We start from the raw sequence: 19033 nt of genomic DNA on the forward strand, positions 1-19033 counted from the left end.
ACCCCGAGGTCACCGAACCCCGAGGTCACCGGATCGGTGTGGCCGCTCAGATCGGCCGCACCGTGAGGATCTGGGACATCGTGCCGATCGGTCCGGTCGCATCGTGCAGCACCGTGCTCGTCAGGCCGACGCCGTCGGCGCCGAACGAGACCGACGTATCGAAGCCGACCCATTCACCGCGGGGTTCGGCGAACAGGTGCGCGGTCAGGTCGACGTTGGGGAAGGCGATCGTTCTCGGATCGGCACGCACCGCCATGCCGTTGGCGATGTCGAACAGGCCGGCCGTGGCGGCGAGATCGCTGACCTTCTCGCCCTCCACGAGCGGGAGACCGGTGCGCACCCAGAACGAGGCCCGTCCGGGTGCGGTCGAGACGCGGCGCACCTCCACCGAGTCGATGAATCCTCCCGGCCACAGCGTCGTCGGGTCCCAGGGTTCGCAGTCCTCGGGCGTCGGAATCGGCTGCAGCGTGGTGCCGGCGATCTCCGCGGTGGGACGGGTCTGCATCAGCCACGCGCGCGCACGCACGATCGCGCGCCCGTCGTAGGCGAGGGTCGCTTCCACGAGTTCGATGGTGCGTCCGGGCCGCAGGACCTCGACCGTCGTGACGACGGGACCGACGGGCACGGTGCCGAGGATGTCGTACGACAGGCGTCCGATCGTGAGGTCGTCGTCGCGCCGCGCGTCGCGGTCGCATTCGACGACGTGGGCGATCAGCCCGAGAGCGGGAGCGATGTGCTGCTCCGCCTCGTTCCACGCCCCACCGACATGTTCGGTGGCGCGGAAGGAGGTCGGGCCGAGTCGTTCGAAGTAGCTCATGCGGTCTCCGTTCGTGACGGCTCTGCCGCGAGAGCCGAGGGGGTCGCGGCGAGAGCTGCCAGTGCCATGCGTCGCAGCACCGCGCGGGTGCCTTCGGGGGAACGCGGGTCGGCGCTGTGCGGTGTCGAGTTGATGAGTCCGAAGGTCGCGTGCGCCATCGTGCGCGCATCGGATTCGGGCAGTGCGGGGTCGATGCGGCGCAGGGCTTCGACCCAGATCTCGACGTAGCGACGCTGGGTCACCCTCACCTCCCGCTGCCCCTCGTCGGGGAGGGACGTGAACTCGCGGTCCTGCACGCGGATGAGATCGGGCTCGCCCAGCGCGAAGTCGAGATGGAAGTCGACCAGGCCCTCGAGGGCGTCGCGCGGGTCGGGCGTCGTCTCGGCGACCTGCGTGCCACCTGCGAGGAGGCGGCGGCTGATCTCGACGAGGATCTCGACGAGCAGGGCGTCCTTGTTGGGGAAGTGTCGGTACACAGCGGGACCGCTGATCCCCACGGCCGCACCGAGATCCTCGAGGCGGACCCCGGGGAATCCGCGTTCGGCGATCAGGTGCGCCGCGGCACGCAGGAGGTCCCGTCGGCGTTCCGCCTTGGCGAGGCTACGCCGCGTCGGGCGTCCCGATGCGGTCGAGACGTCGATCGCGGACTCGGTCATGAAAATCTCCGCTCGGTGTGGTCTGGACAACTCGGTTAATCATAACTAACCTAGATTTCAGTTAATGGCGATTAGTCGATCTACCGAGGATGGTGTCCGTGACAACCGCTGAGACGGCCTCGACAACCAGCCGCGACCAGCACGAACAGCTGGTCGGAGAGCTCCGAGACAAGCTCGCTGCCGCAGCCCTGGGTGGCAGCGAGAAAGCCCGGGAGCGGCATGTCGCCCGCGGCAAGCTGCTTCCCCGCGACCGCGTGGACGAACTGCTCGACACGGGCAGCCCGTTCCTCGAACTGTCGCCCCTCGCCGCCGACGGCATGTACGACGACGAGTGCCCCGGCGCCGGCATGATCGCCGGCATCGGCCGCGTCGCCGGCCGCGAGTGCGTGATCGTCGCGAACGACGCCACCGTCAAGGGGGGCACCTACTACCCGATCACGGTCAAGAAGCACCTGCGGGCGCAGGAAGTCGCGTTGCAGAACAACCTGCCGTGCCTGTACCTCGTCGACTCCGGTGGCGCCTTCCTGCCGCGGCAGGACGAGGTCTTCCCCGACCGCGAGCACTTCGGCCGCATCTTCTACAACCAGGCCACCATGAGCGCCAAGGGGATTCCGCAGATCGCCGCGGTCATGGGCTCGTGCACCGCCGGCGGCGCCTACGTCCCCGCCATGAGCGACGAGGCCGTCATCGTCCGCAACCAGGGCACCATCTTCCTCGGTGGCCCGCCGCTGGTGAAGGCCGCGACCGGCGAGGTCGTCACCGCCGAAGAGCTCGGCGGCGGCGACCTGCACTCGAAGGTCTCCGGCGTCACCGACCACCTGGCCGAGGACGACCGCGACGCGCTGCGCATCGTGCGAGACATCGTCTCCACCTTCGGTCCGCGCAACCCGCGTCCGTGGGACGTCGAACCCACCGTCGAACCCGAGGCCGACCCCACCGAGCTGTACGACGTGGTGCCCACCGACTCGCGCATCCCCTACGACGTGCACGAGGTCATCGACCGTGTGGTCGACGGCGCCGGCGGTGACGGCCATGGATCCAGCAGCTTCCACGAGTTCAAGGCCGAATACGGCAAGACTCTCGTCACCGGCTTCGCACGCATCCACGGCCACCCGGTCGGCATCATCGCGAACAACGGCGTTCTCTTCGGCGAATCCGCCGTCAAGGGAGCGCATTTCATCGAACTGTGCGACAAGCGCTCGATCCCGCTGGTGTTCCTGCAGAACATCTCCGGCTTCATGGTCGGCCGCGACTACGAGGCCGGCGGCATCGCCAAGCACGGCGCGAAGATGGTCACCGCGGTCGCGTGCGCGCGGGTGCCGAAGCTGACCGTCGTCATCGGCGGCTCGTACGGCGCCGGCAACTACTCGATGTGCGGTCGCGCGTATTCGCCTCGCTTCCTGTGGATGTGGCCCAACGCCCGCATCTCCGTCATGGGTGGCGAGCAGGCCGCCTCGGTGCTGGCCACGGTGCGCTCCGACCAGCTCGATGCCTCGGGCAAGCCCTGGACGGCCGAGCAGGAGGAGGAGTTCAAGGCTCCGATCCGCGCCCAGTACGAGGAACAGGGCAATCCCTACTACTCGACCGCGCGCCTGTGGGACGACGGCATCATCGATCCCGCAGACACCAGAAAAGTTCTCGGACTGGCACTGTCGGTGTGCGCCAACGCCCCGCTCGAGCCGGTCTCCTACGGCGTCTTCCGGATGTGAGTGCACCCATGACTGATACGACTCGGATCGACACGGTGTTGGTCGCCAACCGCGGTGAGATCGCGGTGCGCGTCATCCGCACCCTGAAGGCGATGGGCATCCGCTCGGTCGCCGTGTTCAGCGAGGCCGACCGCGACGCCCGGCACGTGCAGGAGGCCGACACCGCGGTGCTGCTCGGACCCGCCGCGGCGCGCGAGAGCTATCTGGTGATCGACAAGGTCATCGACGCGGCGCTCGCCACCGGTGCACAGGGCATCCATCCCGGCTACGGATTCCTTTCGGAGAATTCGGCTTTCGCCGCCGCGTGCGCCACTGCCGGTATCGCCTTCCTCGGCCCGTCCGCCCACGCCATCGAGACCATGGGCGACAAGATCACCGCCAAGGCCGCGGTGTCGGAGTTCGGCGTTCCCGTCGTGCCCGGCATCTCCCGGCCCGGACTGAGCGACGACGAACTGATCACGGGCGCCGAGGAAGTCGGCTATCCCGTGCTCGTCAAGCCGTCCGCCGGCGGTGGCGGCAAGGGCATGCGCCTCGTCGAGGACCCGAAGGATCTGCCCGCCGCGCTCGAATCCGCCCGCCGCGAAGCAGCGTCGGCGTTCGGTGACGACACCCTCTTCCTCGAACGGTTCGTCCAGCGCCCCCGGCACATCGAGGTCCAGGTCCTCGCCGACGCGCACGGCAACGTCGTCCACCTCGGCGAGCGCGAGTGCAGTCTCCAGCGGCGGCACCAGAAGGTCATCGAGGAAGCGCCCTCGCCGCTGCTCGACGAGGCCACCCGCGCCCGCATCGGTGAGGCCGCGTGCAACACCGCGCGCAGCGTCGACTACACCGGCGCCGGCACCGTCGAGTTCATCGTCTCCGCCGACAAGCCCGACGAGTTCTTCTTCATGGAGATGAACACCCGGCTGCAGGTCGAGCATCCGGTCACCGAGATGGTCACCGGCCTCGACCTCGTCGAGTGGCAGGTGCGCATCGCCGCGGGTGAGCCGCTCGGCTTCACCCAGGACGACATCACCCTCACCGGCCACGCGATCGAGGCCCGCGTCTACGCCGAGGATCCGGCCCGCGGCTTCCTCCCGACCGGCGGCGAGATCGCCGATGTCGTGGAACCTTCCGGCCCCGGCGTGCGCGTCGACTCCGGCATCCGCGCCGGCACCGTGGTCGGCAGCGACTACGACCCGATGCTCGCCAAGGTCATCGCCCACGCCGACGACCGCGCCGGAGCGCTGCGCCGCCTCGACCGGGCGCTCGCACAGACCGCCGTGCTCGGCGTCGTCACCAACGTCGACTTCGTGCGGTTCCTGCTCGCCGACGACGACGTCGTGGCCGGTGCGCTCGACACCGGACTCCTCGACCGCCGGGTCGGCGACTACACCGCCCCCACGACCGCCGATTCCACGCTCGTCGCCGCGGCCATCCTGCGGTGGCTCGACCGCTGGGCGGGCGACACCACCGATCCGTGGGCGGTGCCCGACGGATGGCGCGTCGGTGCCCACCGGCCCGTCACGTCGCGGCTCACCTCCGGCGACCGCACCGCACATGTGCGCCTGACCGGAACTCCGGCGGCCGGTGTCGCCGAGGTCGAGGACGGCGAGACCTACCGGTTCAGCGCCGTGCTGCACGGCTCCGCTCTGGCGGTCGTGCTCGACGGCCGGCGTCACAGCTACCGCGTCGGCGAATCCGACGGTGCGGTCTGGCTTTCCGACGGTCACGGCAGCGTCGCCGTCCGCGAGGTGCGCGAGGCGTCGGTGCGCGGCGACGACGCCCACGCCGGCGACGCCGACATCACGAGCCCGATGCCCGGCGCCGTCATCGCGGTGTCCGTCGCCCCCGGCGACACCGTCACGGCCGGGCAGACGCTCGTCGTCGTCGAGGCCATGAAGATGGAACATTCGCTCACCGCCCCCATCGACGGCACCGTCGAACTGTTCGCGGCAGCCGGTGAGCAGGTCAAGGTCGATCAACTTCTCGTGCGAATCACCCCGCACGCCGACACGGAAGAGACAAAGTGATGACGGAATACCTGGCCACGGGCCAACTTCCCGACGAGTACGAGCAGCTTCGCAAGACGGTCGCCGACTTCGCCCGCACGGTGGTCGCGCCGGTCGCCGCCAAGCACGACGCCGAGCACTCGTTCCCCTACGAGGTCGTGCAGGGCATGGCCGAGATGGGCCTGTTCGGCCTGCCGTTCCCCGAGGAGTACGGCGGCATGGGCGGCGACTACTTCGCGCTGTGCCTCGCGCTCGAGGAACTCGGCAAGGTCGACCAGTCCGTCGCCATCACCCTCGAGGCCGGTGTCTCGCTCGGCGCGATGCCGATCTACCGCTTCGGCAACGAGAAGCAGAAGCAGGAGTGGCTGCCGCAGCTCGCGAGCGGCCGCAACCTCGCGGCCTTCGGGCTCACCGAGCCGGGTGCGGGCAGCGACGCCGGAGGCACCAAGACCACCGCCAAGCTCGAGAACGGCGAGTGGATCATCAACGGCAACAAGCAGTTCATCACCAACTCCGGCACCGACATCACCTCGCTCGTGACCGTCACCGCCGTCACCGATGTGCGGGAGAACGGCAAGAAGGAGATCTCCACGATCCTCGTGCCGACCTCCACGCCGGGCTTCACCGCCGAACCCGCCTACAACAAGGTCGGCTGGAACGCCTCCGACACGCATCCGCTCACCTTCGCCGACGTGCGGGTGCCCGAGGAGAACCTCCTCGGCGAGCGGGGCCGCGGCTACGCCAACTTCCTGCGCATCCTCGACGAGGGCCGCATCGCCATCGCCGCGCTGTCGACCGGCGCCGCGCAGGGCTGCGTCGACGAATCGGTGAAGTACGCCAAGGAGCGCGAGGCGTTCGGCAGCCCGATCGGCAACAACCAGGCCATCGCCTTCAAGATCGCCCGCATGGAGGCACGTGCGCACGCCGCGCGCACCGCCTACTACGACGCCGCCGCCGCGATGCTCGCCGGCAAGCCGTTCAAGAAGCAGGCCGCCGTCGCCAAGCTCGTCGCGTCCGAGGCCGCGATGGACAACGCGCGCGACGCGACGCAGATCCACGGTGGCTACGGCTTCATGAACGAGTACGCCGTGGCGCGCCACTACCGCGACAGCAAGATCCTCGAGATCGGTGAGGGCACCACCGAGGTGCAGCTCATGCTCATCGGACGGGAGCTGGGACTGTGAGCGAGACCGACACCACCGTGGAGAAGCGGATCGTCCAGCGTGGCCTGTGGTTCGAGGAGTTCGAACTCGGCGCGATCTACGAGCACCGCCCCGGCCGGACGATCACCGAGGCCGACAACACGCTGTTCACGACGCAGACGATGAACACGCAGGCGCTACACCTCGACGCCGCATACGCTGCCGAGACGAGTTTCGGTGAGCGTCTGGTCAATTCGATGTTCACGCTCTCGACGCTCGTGGGACTGTCGGTCGCCCAGCTCACGCAGGGCACGATCGTCGCGAATCTCGGGTTCTCCGAGATCTCCTTCCCCAAGCCGTTGTTCCACGGCGACACGCTCTACGCCGAGACGAAGATCGTCGACAAGCGCGAGTCGAAGAGCCGGCCGGGGGAGGGCATCGTCACCCTCGAACACACCGGTCGCAACCAGCACGGCGATGTCGTCGCCGTCGCCGTGCGCAAGACCCTGGTCCAGAAGAGGCCCACGACATGACCTGGGAACTCCCCGGCCCCGCATGGCTTTTCTGTCCCGCCGATCGTCCGGAGCGCTACGCCAAGGCCGCCGAACGTTCCGACGTGGTGATCATCGACCTCGAGGATGCCGTCGCGCCGGCCGACAAGCCGGCGGCCCGTGAGGCGCTGATCGCCACTCCGCTCGACCCCGAACGCACCGTGGTGCGGGTCAACCCGGTGGGCACGGCCGACCACGAGGCCGATCTCGAGGCACTGCGCCGCACGTCGTACACGCGGGTCATGCTGCCCAAGTGCGAGAGCGGCGACGAGGTGCGCTCGCTCGCACCGCTCGAGGTGGTCGCGCTCATCGAGTCGCCCCTCGGGGTGCTCGCGGTGGAGGACATCGCCGTCGCCGAGAACACCCTCGGAATGATGTGGGGTGCCGAGGATCTCGTCGCCGGACTCGGTGGCAACGCGAGCCGTCACGCCGACGGGACGTACCGCGCGGTCGCGCAACACGCCCGGTCGGTGACCCTGCTCGCCGCGAAGGGTCACGCCCGCTGGGCGCTCGACTCGGTGTACCTGAACATCAAGGACACCGACGGCCTGTACGAGGAGGCGCTCGACGCCGTGGCGGTCGGATTCGACATCAAGGTGTCGATCCATCCCAGCCAGGTCGACGTCGTCCGCCGGGCATACGCGCCCACCCCCGAGGAGGAGGCGTGGGCGCGGCGCGTTCTCGAGGCCGCCGAATCGGAACGCGGCGTCTTCGATTTCGAAGGGAAGATGGTCGACGCCCCGGTGCTGCGTCACGCCGAGCGCGTGCTGCAGCGCGCGTCGGCCGCCGCCTCGGCATGACCGCGTGTCACCGGGGACGGTGACGCAACAACTGAGTGAGACGGTGGGCGCTGTCGAGCAGCGCCTCACCGAGTTCGGGCACACGATCGGGCCGGAACCGGCTCTCCACGCCGGTCAGACTCAACGCCCAGGTCGGGGCGCCGCGGTGATCGAACACCGCGGCGCCCATTCCCCAACTGCCCTCGACGATCAGTGCCGGATTGACGGCGTAGCCGGTCAGCCGTGTCGTCTCGATCCGTTTCTCCAGTGCGGGTCGCGCGTGGTCCGGTCCCCAATCCTGCGTGAGATCCACCCGCGACAGATGCGCCTCGATCTCCTGATCGGGCATGTGCGCGAGGATCGCCAGCCCCGCCGACGCCACCCCGAGCGGGAACCGGATCCCGATGTGGAGCACGTGCGAACGCAGCGGGAAGCTGCCCTCCTCCATCGCCAGACAGACCGTCTCGTCGCCCCGCCGCGCGGAGAGGAAGGCGCTCTCGCCGGTCGCGCGCGCCAGATCGCGCAGCACGTCGCCCGCGAGATCGGTGATGTCGTAGCGCACGGAGGCGAGCGATCCCAGCAGGTAGAGCTCGGGTCCGAGGGCCCAGCGTCCCGACGCCGGATCCCGGTCGACGAGCCCCTCGTCGGCGAGCGAGCTGAGCAGCCGGTGCACCGTGGGCCGGGCGAGATCGGTGGTGCGGGCGACCTCCGAGGTCGTCACCCCTTCCGGTTCGTGCGACGAGACGGTGCGCAGCAGGGCGGCGATCCGCGCGACCAGTTGACCCCGTGCATCGGACGACATGCCTCGATTATACGTCCACTCAGTGAACGCATATAGCGTCTCTGTTCGATGAACGATCAATTTCAGAGATATTCCGGCAGGTACTTGTGTTCTCTACCTGCAGACTCTTTAGTAGAAACCAAGCATGCGACTGCGTTCATCCAGTGGACGTGATTCGTCCAGCGGAGCCCGGCGGCTCCCCCGGAAACCCGAGAGGTGAGAGTTGGCAACGAAAGTGTTCGAGACGGCGGCGGAGGCCGTCGCCGACATCCGTGACGGTGCGACGCTCGCGGTGGGCGGATTCGGACTGTGCGGTATCCCCGACATCCTGATCCGGGCCATCGCCGACGCCGGGGCCACCGACCTCGAGGTGTTCTCCAACAACTGCGGTGTCGACGGCCACGGTCTCGGAATCCTGCTGGGCAGCAAGCGCATCCGCCGGGTCACCGCGTCGTATGTCGGGGAGAACAAGGAATTCGCCCGGCAGTACCTCTCGGGTGAGCTCGAGGTCGAGCTGACCCCGCAGGGCACCCTCGCCGAGAAGCTCCGCGCCGGTGGCGCAGGCATCCCCGCCTTCTTCACCCCCGCCGGCGTCGGCACGCCCATCTCGCAGGGCGGACTGCCGTGGAAGTACCACGCCGACGGTTCGGTCGCCGTGGCGTCGCCGGCGAAGGAGATCCGCGAGTTCCGCGGCAAGCGGTACGTGCTCGAGGAGTCCATCACCGCCGACTTCTCGCTCGTGCACGCCCTCAAGGGCGACACCGAGGGCAACCTGGTGTTCAACAAGGCCGCGATGAACTTCAACCCGCTCGCCGCGATGGCCGGCCGCGTGTGCATCGCCCAGGTCGAGGAACTCGTCGAGCCGGGCGAGATCGATCCGGGCGAGGTGCACCTGCCGGGAATCTTCGTGAACCGGGTCGTGCACACCGGTGTCCAGGACAAGCAGATCGAAAAGCGCACCGTCAGCGCCGCGAAGGGAGCGTAGAACATGACCACAGTTGTCGAGACACTCGGTTGGACGCGCACACAGATGGCCGCGCGCGCCGCGCAGGAACTCGCGCCGGGGGAGTACGTCAACCTCGGTATCGGCCTGCCGACCCTGATCCCCAACTACCTGCCCGAGGGTGTGCACGTCACCTTGCACAGTGAGAACGGCATCCTCGGCACCGGGCCGTACCCCACCGAGGACTCGGTCGATCCCGACCTGATCAACGCCGGCAAGGAGACCGTGACGGTCAACCCCGGCGCTGCCTTCTTCGACTCGGCGCTGAGCTTCGGCATGATCCGCGGCGGCCACATCGACACCGCCGTGCTCGGCGGCATGGAGGTCTCGGCCACCGGCGATCTGGCCAACTGGATGGTGCCCGGAAAGATGGTCAAGGGCATGGGCGGGGCGATGGACCTCGTCCACGGCGCCCGCACGGTCATCGTGCTCATGGAGCACACGGACAAGCAGGGCAACCCGAAGATCGTCTCGGAGTGCTCGCTGCCGCTCACCGGTGAGGGCGTGGTCCAGCGCATCATCACCAACCTCGCGGTGATCGACGTGACCGCCGACGGCCTCGTCCTGACCGAGTGTGCCCCCGGCGTCACCGAGGATCAGGTGCGCGCCGCGACCGGAGCACCGCTCACCCTTCCCTGACGACCGGCCGGTTCCGCCTGCGGAACCACCGGAAGATCCACCCCCTGCGCACGGCCCCGGCCTCGGACTCCGTTTCGAGCCGGGGTCGCGTCGAGTTCAGAGCCGTGCGGGCCTCCTCACGACGACGCGCCCGCTCGACGGTCCACACCTCCACCATCTCCTCGGCGTCGACCTTGTGGATCGGCACGGGCAGTCCGCTCGGGAACCGCAGGCAGTCGGCGATCCGCCGGTTGAGATCGGAGACGATCTCGCGCACCACCTTCTCGCTGGGAGCCGACCCGACCGTGCCGGGCAGCCGCTCGATCTCGCGCCGCAACTGCAATTCGGGCGGCAGCAGAGCCTCCGTTGAAAGACCTTCGCGCGCCAGATAACTCTTCACCCACCACAGCTCGTCGTCGCCGTGGTCGGGGATGGGTTTGCCGTAACCGGGCAGATCGTCGAAATCGCCCCGGTCCTGCGCCACGCGGATCTGCCGTTCGATCCACGTCTCGAACGTCAGATCCCACCGCTTGCGCTCGGTCACACATCCAGGATGCCAGGGGCGGGCACCGGGTCCGGGCGGCTGTGGGTCCCGACCGCCACACGGTGCTGGTGTCCTAACCTGAGCCACGTGGAAGGACAGCGCGAGTCGCCGGTGCATGCCCGCCCGCCGGGCGACGGGGTGGACACCAACACGGTGCTCGGCAAGGTCGTCACCGTGCTGTGGGCGTTCACCGCCGACGACCACGTCCTCACCCTCGCCGAACTGGGTCGACGCACCGGTCTGCCGAAGGGGACGCTGCACCGCGTCGTCGGCGACCTCGTCGCCGTCCGGTTGCTCGACAAGGACCCGGCCGGTTACCGCCTGAGCGGGCAGCTCTTCGAACTGGGCCTGCGCGCCTCCCTCGAGCGGGGCCTGGTCGAGGTCGCCATCCCGTTCATGGAGGACCTCTACGAGCGCACCCACGAGACCGTGCACCTCGGCGTCCCCGAAGGTGTCGAGGTCGTCTATGTCTCGAAGATCGGCGGACATCGCCCCGCGTCCACGCCGTCCCGGATCGGTGGGCGAATGCCCATGTACTGCACCGGGATCGGCAAGGCTCTTCTCGCGTTCTCCCCACCGGAGCTGCTGGCCGAGGTGGTCGAGGCCGGATTGGCGCGCAAGACTCCCCGCACCATCACGACCCCCGGGCGGCTCGGGGCGAATCTCGCGACCGTGCTCGAGCGCGGGGTGGCCTTCGAGTTCGAGGAGTCCGCGGTCGGCCTGGCCTGTGTCGCCGCCCCGATCCTCGACGCGGACGAGCGTCCCATCGCGGCGGTGAGCGTCACCGGTCCCGTCACCCGGTTCCGTCCGGAGAAGCACGAGGGAGCGGTGAAGGCCGCCGCCGCGGGTATCGCCGCCACCCACGCCCGCCGCGAGGCCATTCGCAACCTCTGAGCGCGCACGTTCCACTCACCGGAACGACCCCCTGTACGGGGGCGGACCTCGCCGCCACGATGGTCGTAATCCATCGAACGACGAGGACGTGATGACTACCAGCTCCAACACCGCATCAGCGGCGGATCGCACCCGCATCGCCGGTGCGGCGGCCGACCGTCTCATCGAGGCCACACGCAGCTCCACACCGTGCGGTCCGGTCCGCGACCTGCTCGGGGAGACCGACATCGACCTGGCGTACGCGGTGCAGCAGCAGCTCACCGACCGCCGGCTCGCCGAAGGTGCCCGCATCGTCGGACGCAAGATCGGCCTGACCTCGCCGGCGGTGCAGCAGCAGCTCGGTGTCGACCGCCCCGACTTCGGTGTCCTCTTCGAGGACATGGACGTCACCGCTCTCGACGAGGTGCCCAGTGAGCGCCTGCTGCAGCCGAAGGCCGAGGCCGAGATCGCCTTCGTCCTCTCCGCCGACCTCGACTCGGACGATCTCGATCTCGCGACCGTCCGCGCCGCCGTCGGCCACGCGGTTGCCGCTCTCGAGATCGTCGACAGCCGCGTCGCCGGCTGGGACATCAAGATCACGGATACGGTCGCGGACAACGCATCCAGCGGCCTGTACGTGCTCGGTTCGCAGACGCTCACCCTCGACGAGTTCGAGCCGATCGACGCCACCATGCGGATGTACGTCGACGACGAGCTCGTCTCCGAGGGCAACGGCGCAGCCTGCCTCGGCGATCCGCTGAACGCCCTGCTGTGGCTCGCGCGCACGGCACGCGAGTTCGGGCAGCCCCTGCGCGCAGGGCAGGTCGTGCTGTCGGGGGCACTCGGCCCGATGGTTCCGGCGCCGCCCGGCGTCGCGGTCCGCGCCGAGATCTCCTCGCTCGGCACCGTCACCGCGCGTTTCTCTTCCGAAAGCTCCACCGCACAGGAGAACTCATGACCACCAAGGTTGCCGTCATCGGGTCGGGCAACATCGGCACCGACCTGCTCATCAAGATCAAGCGACTGGCCGACGCCGAACTCGAGACCGTCGCCCTCGTCGGCATCGATCCCGAATCCGACGGCCTCGCACGGGCGAAGCGCCTCGGCATCGACGCCATCTCGACCGGTGTCGAAGGACTCGTCGAGCACCCGCGCTTCGACGAGATCGAGATCGTCTTCGACGCAACCTCGGCGAAGGCCCACGAGTACAACGAGAAGGTCCTGCGCCCCCACGGGAAGATGCTCATCGACCTGACGCCGGCCGCGATCGGCCCGTACACGGTGCCGCCGGTGAACCTCACCGAGCACCTCGACGCCCCGAACGTCAACATGGTCACCTGCGGTGGCCAGGCCACCATCCCGATCGTCGCGGCCATCTCGCAGGTCACCAAGGTGCACTGGGCCGAGATCGTCGCCTCGATCTCCTCGAAGTCGGCCGGCCCCGGCACCCGCGCCAACATCGACGAGTTCACCGAGACCACCTCGCAGGCCATCGAGAAGATCGGTGGCGCCACGCGCGGCAAGGCGATCATCATCCTCAACCCGGCCGAGCCGCCGATGATCATGCGCGACACCGTGCTCGCTCTCGTCGGTGAGGACCGCAAGGACGAGATCGTCGCGTCCGTCGAGGCGATGGTCGCGAAGGTCCAGGAATACGTGCCCGGCTACACCCTCAAGCAGGAGGTGCAGTTCACCGAGGTCACCGAGCCCATGGAGACGCTCACCGACCACACCGGCCCTCTGTGGAAGGTCGCGGTGTTCCTCGAGGTCAAGGGCGCAGCGCACTACCTGCCCGAGTACGCGGGCAATCTCGACATCATGACCTCCGCGGCGCTGCAGGTCGCACGCGCCGTGGCGGCACGCACGAAGGATCAGGTGACGGCATGACCGCGGCAACGACGACGACTCGCGAATTCGCAAGCGACGGAACGGCTCTGTACATCCAGGACGTGACCCTGCGCGACGGCATGCACGCCATCCGTCACCGCATCACGCCACAGGACGTCGCGAAGATCGCCGGTGCGCTCGACCGTGCTGGTGTGGATGCCATCGAGGTCTCCCACGGCGACGGTCTCGCCGGTCACTCGCTGACCTACGGTCCCGGCAGCAACACCGACTGGGAGTGGCTCGAAGCCGCTGCCGGAGTGATCAATTCGGCCACGCTCACCACGCTGCTCCTGCCCGGTATCGGAACCGTCCACGAGCTGAAGCGTGCCTACGAGATCGGCGTGCGGTCGGTGCGCATCGCGACGCACTGCACCGAGGCCGACGTCTCCGCGCAGCACATCGCCGCGGCGAAGGAACTGGGCATGGACGTGTCCGGCTTCCTGATGATGTCGCACATGGCCCCGTCCGAGGAGCTCGCCCGCCAGGCGAAGCTCATGGAGTCCTACGGCGCCGACTGTGTCTACGTCACCGACTCCGGCGGACGCCTCACCATGGACGGTGTTCGCGAGCGTGTGCGTGCCTACCGTGAGGTCCTGAACGAGACCACGCAGATCGGCATCCACGCGCACCAGAACCTGTCGCTGTCGGTCGCCAACTCCGTGTGTGCCGTCGAGGAAGGCGTCATCCGCGTCGACGCGTCGCTGGCCGGACACGGTGCCGGTGCCGGCAACTGCCCGATCGAGCCCTTCGTCGCCGTCGCCGACCTGCTCGGCTGGAAGCACTCGTGCGATCTGTTCGGGCTGCAGGACGCCGCCGACGATCTCGTGCGCCCGCTGCAGGACCGTCCGGTGCAGGTCGACCGCGAGACCCTCACCCTCGGCTACGCCGGCGTGTACTCGAGCTTCCTGCGTCACGCCGAGACCGCCGCGAGCATCTACGGTCTCGACACCCGCGACATCCTCGTCGAGATCGGCCGTCGCGGCCTCGTCGGTGGGCAGGAGGACATGATCACCGACGTCGCACTCGACCTGCGCAACCGCGCGGGGAACTGACCAGCGCCCGCGTGCATGTCTAGTCGGTCAGATCCCGGTAGTCCGGGTGCTTCTCGATGAACTTGTCGACGTACGAGCAGATCGCGACGATGCGCTTGCCGCGTTCGCGGACGTCGTCGAGGGCGAAACCGACGAGCTTGCCTCCGAGTCCCTGACCGGAGTAACCCTTGTCGATCTCGGTGTGGTCGAAGACGAGGCGGCCGTCGTCGTCGGGGTGGTACTGGGTGTATCCGACGACGGCGTCGTCGTCCCGGACTTCGTACCTCTGTTTCTCGGCGTTGTGCACCACGGTCACGGACGAATCGCTCATGGTCTTCCTCTCACCGTCGACAAGCTGGTGTGTCCCACAGCCAAGCTGGTGTGTCCACAGCATAGAGAACGGGCCGCGGCGCAATGCCGCGGCCCGTTCTGCTGTGCCGGGTTATTCCGGCGGAGAGATGTGCTGGGCGAGGTACAGCGGTTCGCCGAGCTGCTCGATCAGATCGAGCTGGGTTTCGAGATAGTCGATGTGTTCTTCCTCGTCGGCGAGGATCTCCTCGAAGATGTTGGCCGAGGTGATGTCGCTGACCGAGCGCATGTACTCGGCTCCCTTCCGGAGCCGGTCGCGCGCCTCGATCTCCACCTGCAGGTCGGCCTCGAGCATCTCCTTGACGGTCTGACCCAGACGCAACGCCCCGAGGCGCTGGTAGTTGGGGAGTCCGTCGAGATAGAGGATCCGATCGGTGAGTCTCTCGGCGTGACGCATCTCGTCGAACGACTCGTCGCGAGTGTGCTTCGCGAGTTTCGCCCATCCGCGGTTGTCCTGCATCTTCGAATGCAGGAAGTACTGATTGATCGCGGTGAGCTCGGCGGTGAGTTGTTCGTTGAGCAACTCGATGACCTTCTTGTCGCCCTTCATGGCACCTCCCGGGGTGAACCATCAGGTTTACCGCCGGGTAGGGGCTGGCTACACGGCGGTCTCGAGTTCGATGGTCTCATTCCGCCGGCGGGCCTGCCGGATGATCGCGGAGATGTTCCGGACGCAGCTGCCACAATCGGTGCCGGCGCGGCACTTGGCGCTCACCTCGCGGGTACAGCGTGCTCCCGCAGCCACCTCTGCCTCGATGTGGTGGTGGGTAAGAGCGTGGCAACTGCAGACGATCATCAGAGCCACCTTTCTGCGACTGAGGAAACACTCACTTAGGTTGTCCAAACCTTACATCGGCTTAGGCTAGCCTAGCTTGTGATCGTAGTCACAAGAAGAGGGGGGCGGATCCGTGTTATGCCCAGGTCCGTCCCAGGGTGTGATACTGCAGCTACTGCTGTTGCAGGTGTTGCGAGACCACCTGGTTGATCCGGTGCAGACCGGGCGAGGTGAGGCCTGGGATCTGGTTCTCGATCGTGCGCACCAGCGACGAATCGTCGAGGACCTTCTCGCTCGACTGGATCAGGACGGTTCCGGCACCGGTGAAATCGAACTGCCGTTCCTCACCGGACTGCACACCGAAACGCCGCGCCCCGGCCGAGACGAATCCGGTGATCCACGATTCGTCGTAGTGATGGCTGGGGGACGGACAGTCGGCCCACCCGACGAGCGCCTCCGGGTCGACCCGCAGCGGCGGCTCGGCGAACATCACCGGCCCGTTCGACGACGCGAGGAAACGGCCCGTACCGATGAGGGTGAGGAAACCCGGGACGATCGACTGGTTGAGCGACAGGCCCGGTTCGAAGGCCAGCAGATTGGCCTGCCGGATCGTGAGGTTGCCGTCGTCGAGGTCGTACGAGTTGATGTCGTATCCGCGGTCGCCGATGATCAGCTTCCCGAAGCCTTCGGCCACGACGTAGTCGCCGAGATAGAGCGGAGCGGAGAATTGCTGGGCCACCATGTGCAGCAGGTGTCCTTGCAGCCCGTGGGTGAGTGCCGAGAACTGCACCTGACCGTAGTACGCGATCATCGCGCCCTTCGACAGGAACCAGGGCGTCTGCAGGTCGATGCAGTAGGCGTAGGGGTTGCCCGGCACGTTGTCGCTGCCGCCGAAGCTCGACGGGTTCAGAACGGTACTCACAGCTTCTCCTCCGATGCCTGCACGTAGACGATGCCCTGTCCGCTGCATTCGAGTTGCATGGCCTCCCCACCGGTGCGACCGACGTTCCGCCAGCTCATCGACGACTTCAGTTCGGTGCGGACCGGGCCGTAGGACGCCACGAACGCCTGCGGGTCGACGACCACGGGCGTCGGACCACCCACCTGAAGCTCGAACACGCCGCCGTGGGCGAGCAGCACCGCCGCGCCCTGGCCGATCAGCTGGGTGGTGAACATGCCGGTGCCGGTCATCGCTCCGGTGGCGGCGCCGCGCAGCGCCCCGAGCAGACCCCCGCCGCCACCGCCCCCACCGGAGGCGGCGGCCACCGAGACGACCGTGGACTGCAGACCGGTGGTGTGGGCGAGCAGGCGCGACGCTTCCGCCCGCAGCTCACCGCCCGCGGACATGTCGACGATGTGCGTCTCGAGACCGCGGAAGCCGTAGTGCACGACACCGTCGCCCTGCGCGAGCATCGTGGCCTCGTGCTCACCCTGCAGCATGCGTCCCGCCATACCGGCGAGACCACCAAGACCCGGAGCGCCCCCGACGCCACCGGGAACACCGTGGGGGGAGAACCGGACGTTGCCGGTGTAGAACAGCATCGCGCCGCGGCGGGCCACGACGGGACCGGACTGCCGCAGGTCGACGCGCACGACCTTGCCGTTGATCTTCGTGAAGCTCATCTGTTCCTACCGTTCCGCCGGCTGGATGGAGACCACGCCCACGCCGACCCACTCGAGGGAGAACGCCTCGCCGCTGCCCTGACCGATGGCCGAGCGCCACGACACGTCGGTGACGAACGACTGCGTGAGCTGCCCCTTCGCGCACACGAAGGCGTCGGGATCGACGACGAGGGGATGCTGCGGCGACACCTCGAGATGGATGAGGGGGCCCCCGGCGGAGAGCAGCGCGACCTGCCCGGTCCCCGTCACCGTCGTGGTGAACAGACCCTGGCCGCTCATGCCGCCGCGCAGACCCGCGAACGTCACGTTCGTGTTCAGATTCCCGCTCAGCGCCAGCAACTGCTCGGACTCGACCTGCAGCGTCTCGTTGTTCAGCTCCAGCACCGTGACGTCCTGCGCCTGGTGCGCGAAGTAGACGATGCCCGTGCCGCTGCACTCCATGAGCGAGAGCCCCTCACCCGTCGCGCGCTGCCGCAGCCCGGAGAGAACACCCTCGCCACCACCGAAACCGGCGGACTTGAAACCGACCTGGCCCTCGTACGCCACCATCGACCCCGACAGGGCTCGGACGGACGAATTGTTCAGGTGGGCTTCGATCACCCTCTTGGTCTTCACGACTAGCCGCATGGCGGGAAACGATAGTCGGAAACGACTTCGGTGGAGTGAACCCCCGGTAGCGGGGCCCACTCCACCGAAGAACTACAGAAGACCTACAGTCCCAGATCCTTGGCGATGATCGTCTTCATGACCTCGTTGGTGCCGCCGTAGATGCGGGTCACGCGGGTGTCGGCGTAGAGGCGGGCGATGGGGTACTCGGTGATGTAGCCGTAGCCGCCGTGCAGCTGCAGGCACTTGTCGATGATGCGGCCGGCGGCCTCCGTCGCGAACAGCTTCGCGCGGGCGGCGTCGGGCACCGTCAGTTCGTCGCGGTCGTTGAGCTCGATCGCGTTGTCGACCATGATCTGCATGGCCTGCAGTTCGGTCGAGCACTCGGCGAGCACGAACTTGGTGTTCTGGAAGGACGCGACCGGCTTGCCGAAGACCTTGCGGTCCTTGGTGTATGCGATGGCGTGCTGGATCGCCGCGGCCGCGGTGGCGGCAGCACCGAACGCGATGGTGAGACGCTCCTGCGCGAGGTTCTGCGTCAGGTACGAGAACGCCTCGCCCTCCTTGCCGAGCAGATCGGCGACCGGCACCTTCACGTCGTCGAACGACAGCTCGGCGGTGTCCGAGGTCTTGAGACCGATCTTGTGGAGCTTGCGTCCGACCGCGAAGCCCTCACTCTTGGTGTCCACCACCAGGATCGACAGGCCACCGCGACGGTCCTCGGGGTTGTACGGCGAGGTGCGGCCCACGACGAGAATGCGGTCGGCGAGAGCACCGCCGGTGATGAACGTCTTCGCGCCGTTGAGGACGTAGTGGCTGCCGTCCTCCGAGAGCTTCGCGGTGGTCGCGATGTTGGCGAGGTCGGAACCGGTGCCCGGCTCGGTCATCGCGATGGCGAACATCAGCTCACCCGAGGCGAACCCGGGGAGCCAGCGCTGCTTCTGCTCCTCGGTGGCGTTCTGCATGATGTACGGCAGGATCAGGTTCGAGTGCACCGACGACGAACCGAACGACACACCGGCCGCCGACGCCTCCTCGGCGAGGATCACGTTGAACTTCAGCGACGCCTCGCCGCCTCCGCCGTACTCCTCGGGAACCTGGATGCCGAGGAGCCCGAGTTCGCCCATGCGGCTGTAGAACTCGCGCGGAGGATGGCCGGTCTCTTCCCACTCGGGGTAGACGGGCACGACCTCCTTCGCGATGAAGTCGCGGACGGTCTGCCGGAACGCCTCGTGATCCTCGTTGTACAGCGTGCGCTTCACGCGTTGTCCTTCCAGG

The 19033-nt window shown here is 67.9% G+C and carries 22 protein-coding genes; 11 read left to right on the forward strand and 11 right to left on the reverse strand.

Annotated features, from left to right (window positions below):
• Positions 1-46 precede the first annotated feature (46 nt).
• Positions 47-817: a thioesterase family protein gene (locus tag BLV31_RS03195; protein WP_064062035.1), complete on the reverse strand. Its 771-nt coding sequence runs from the start codon at positions 815-817 to the stop codon at positions 47-49.
• Positions 814-1473: an SACE_7040 family transcriptional regulator gene (locus BLV31_RS03200; RefSeq protein WP_019290585.1), complete on the reverse strand. Its 660-nt coding sequence runs from the start codon at positions 1471-1473 to the stop codon at positions 814-816. Before BLV31_RS03200 ends, BLV31_RS03195 begins: the two co-directional genes overlap by 4 nt.
• A gap of 89 nt (positions 1474-1562) precedes the next feature.
• On the opposite strand from BLV31_RS03200, the gene BLV31_RS03205 reads away from it, so the two are divergent.
• From BLV31_RS03205 to BLV31_RS03225, 5 genes are read left to right on the forward strand one after another with little or no spacing between them, the layout of a single operon-like run.
• A complete protein-coding gene (locus tag BLV31_RS03205; protein ID WP_064256805.1) occupies positions 1563-3182 on the forward strand; it encodes a carboxyl transferase domain-containing protein in 1620 nt (539 codons plus the stop codon).
• A gap of 8 nt (positions 3183-3190) precedes the next feature.
• Positions 3191-5194 (forward strand): acetyl-CoA carboxylase biotin carboxylase subunit, encoded by a 2004-nt coding sequence (locus BLV31_RS03210; RefSeq protein WP_064060046.1) that lies wholly within the window; start codon positions 3191-3193, stop codon positions 5192-5194.
• On the forward strand, positions 5194-6357 hold the full coding sequence (locus BLV31_RS03215; protein ID WP_024102433.1) for an acyl-CoA dehydrogenase family protein: 1164 nt from the start codon (positions 5194-5196) through the stop codon (positions 6355-6357). Before BLV31_RS03210 ends, BLV31_RS03215 begins: the two co-directional genes overlap by 1 nt.
• Positions 6354-6848 carry a MaoC family dehydratase gene (locus tag BLV31_RS03220; RefSeq protein ID WP_019290589.1) on the forward strand — a complete coding sequence of 165 codons (495 nt, stop codon included), beginning with the start codon at positions 6354-6356 and terminating at the stop codon, positions 6846-6848. Before BLV31_RS03215 ends, BLV31_RS03220 begins: the two co-directional genes overlap by 4 nt.
• Positions 6845-7666, forward strand: a complete 822-nt coding sequence (locus BLV31_RS03225; protein ID WP_064060045.1) for an HpcH/HpaI aldolase/citrate lyase family protein — start codon at positions 6845-6847, stop codon at positions 7664-7666. Before BLV31_RS03220 ends, BLV31_RS03225 begins: the two co-directional genes overlap by 4 nt.
• A gap of 7 nt (positions 7667-7673) precedes the next feature.
• Here the strand turns inward: BLV31_RS03225 and BLV31_RS03230 are convergent, their stop codons facing one another.
• Complete coding sequence (locus BLV31_RS03230; protein WP_019290591.1) at positions 7674-8447, reverse strand: IclR family transcriptional regulator; 774 nt, start codon at positions 8445-8447, stop codon at positions 7674-7676.
• Positions 8448-8649: 202 nt separating this feature from the next.
• Here BLV31_RS03230 and BLV31_RS03235 point away from each other — a divergent pair, with 202 nt between their 5' ends.
• Positions 8650-9411, forward strand: a complete 762-nt coding sequence (locus BLV31_RS03235; protein ID WP_071935901.1) for a CoA transferase subunit A — start codon at positions 8650-8652, stop codon at positions 9409-9411.
• Between the two features lie 3 nt (positions 9412-9414).
• Positions 9415-10068: a CoA transferase subunit B gene (locus BLV31_RS03240; protein ID WP_064060044.1), complete on the forward strand. Its 654-nt coding sequence runs from the start codon at positions 9415-9417 to the stop codon at positions 10066-10068.
• Here BLV31_RS03240 and BLV31_RS03245 read toward each other — a convergent pair.
• The gene (locus BLV31_RS03245) at positions 10055-10591 is read right to left on the reverse strand and encodes a DnaJ family domain-containing protein (protein ID WP_024102428.1); all 537 of its coding nucleotides are present in this window, start codon (positions 10589-10591) and stop codon (positions 10055-10057) included. The genes BLV31_RS03240 and BLV31_RS03245 overlap by 14 nt on opposite strands.
• A gap of 138 nt (positions 10592-10729) precedes the next feature.
• Between BLV31_RS03245 and BLV31_RS03250 the strand changes: the two genes are divergently transcribed.
• The 4 genes from BLV31_RS03250 (at position 10730) to dmpG (ending at position 14403) form a co-directional block, all read left to right on the forward strand.
• Positions 10730-11485, forward strand: a complete 756-nt coding sequence (locus tag BLV31_RS03250; RefSeq protein WP_033097576.1) for an IclR family transcriptional regulator — start codon at positions 10730-10732, stop codon at positions 11483-11485.
• A 91-nt stretch (positions 11486-11576) separates the two neighbouring features.
• Complete coding sequence (locus tag BLV31_RS03255) at positions 11577-12422, forward strand: 2-keto-4-pentenoate hydratase (protein ID WP_064060043.1); 846 nt, start codon at positions 11577-11579, stop codon at positions 12420-12422.
• The gene (locus tag BLV31_RS03260; RefSeq protein WP_019290597.1) at positions 12419-13351 is read left to right on the forward strand and encodes an acetaldehyde dehydrogenase (acetylating); all 933 of its coding nucleotides are present in this window, start codon (positions 12419-12421) and stop codon (positions 13349-13351) included. The genes BLV31_RS03255 and BLV31_RS03260 overlap by 4 nt, the downstream gene beginning before the upstream one ends.
• On the forward strand, positions 13348-14403 hold the full coding sequence (gene dmpG, locus BLV31_RS03265) for a 4-hydroxy-2-oxovalerate aldolase (protein WP_064060042.1): 1056 nt from the start codon (positions 13348-13350) through the stop codon (positions 14401-14403). Before BLV31_RS03260 ends, dmpG begins: the two co-directional genes overlap by 4 nt.
• 19 nt (positions 14404-14422) lie before the next feature.
• Here the strand turns inward: dmpG and BLV31_RS03270 are convergent, their stop codons facing one another.
• From BLV31_RS03270 to BLV31_RS03300, 7 genes are all read right to left on the reverse strand, one after another.
• Positions 14423-14713 (reverse strand): GNAT family N-acetyltransferase, encoded by a 291-nt coding sequence (locus BLV31_RS03270; RefSeq protein WP_024102424.1) that lies wholly within the window; start codon positions 14711-14713, stop codon positions 14423-14425.
• A 111-nt stretch (positions 14714-14824) separates the two neighbouring features.
• A complete protein-coding gene (gene bfr, locus BLV31_RS03275) occupies positions 14825-15301 on the reverse strand; it encodes a bacterioferritin (RefSeq protein ID WP_016693088.1) in 477 nt (158 codons plus the stop codon).
• Positions 15302-15349: 48 nt separating this feature from the next.
• Complete coding sequence (locus BLV31_RS03280) at positions 15350-15547, reverse strand: (2Fe-2S)-binding protein (RefSeq protein ID WP_033097528.1); 198 nt, start codon at positions 15545-15547, stop codon at positions 15350-15352.
• A 151-nt stretch (positions 15548-15698) separates the two neighbouring features.
• Complete coding sequence (locus tag BLV31_RS03285; RefSeq protein WP_016693090.1) at positions 15699-16448, reverse strand: AIM24 family protein; 750 nt, start codon at positions 16446-16448, stop codon at positions 15699-15701.
• Positions 16445-17149: an AIM24 family protein gene (locus BLV31_RS03290; RefSeq protein WP_019290601.1), complete on the reverse strand. Its 705-nt coding sequence runs from the start codon at positions 17147-17149 to the stop codon at positions 16445-16447. Before BLV31_RS03290 ends, BLV31_RS03285 begins: the two co-directional genes overlap by 4 nt.
• A gap of 6 nt (positions 17150-17155) precedes the next feature.
• The gene (locus tag BLV31_RS03295; protein WP_064060041.1) at positions 17156-17776 is read right to left on the reverse strand and encodes an AIM24 family protein; all 621 of its coding nucleotides are present in this window, start codon (positions 17774-17776) and stop codon (positions 17156-17158) included.
• Between the two features lie 83 nt (positions 17777-17859).
• Complete coding sequence (locus tag BLV31_RS03300) at positions 17860-19017, reverse strand: acyl-CoA dehydrogenase family protein (protein WP_064060040.1); 1158 nt, start codon at positions 19015-19017, stop codon at positions 17860-17862.
• Between the last annotated feature and the right edge of the window lie 16 nt (positions 19018-19033).

This window comes from Rhodococcus pyridinivorans (genome assembly GCF_900105195.1).
Classification (GTDB): Bacteria; Actinomycetota; Actinomycetes; order Mycobacteriales; family Mycobacteriaceae; genus Rhodococcus; species Rhodococcus pyridinivorans.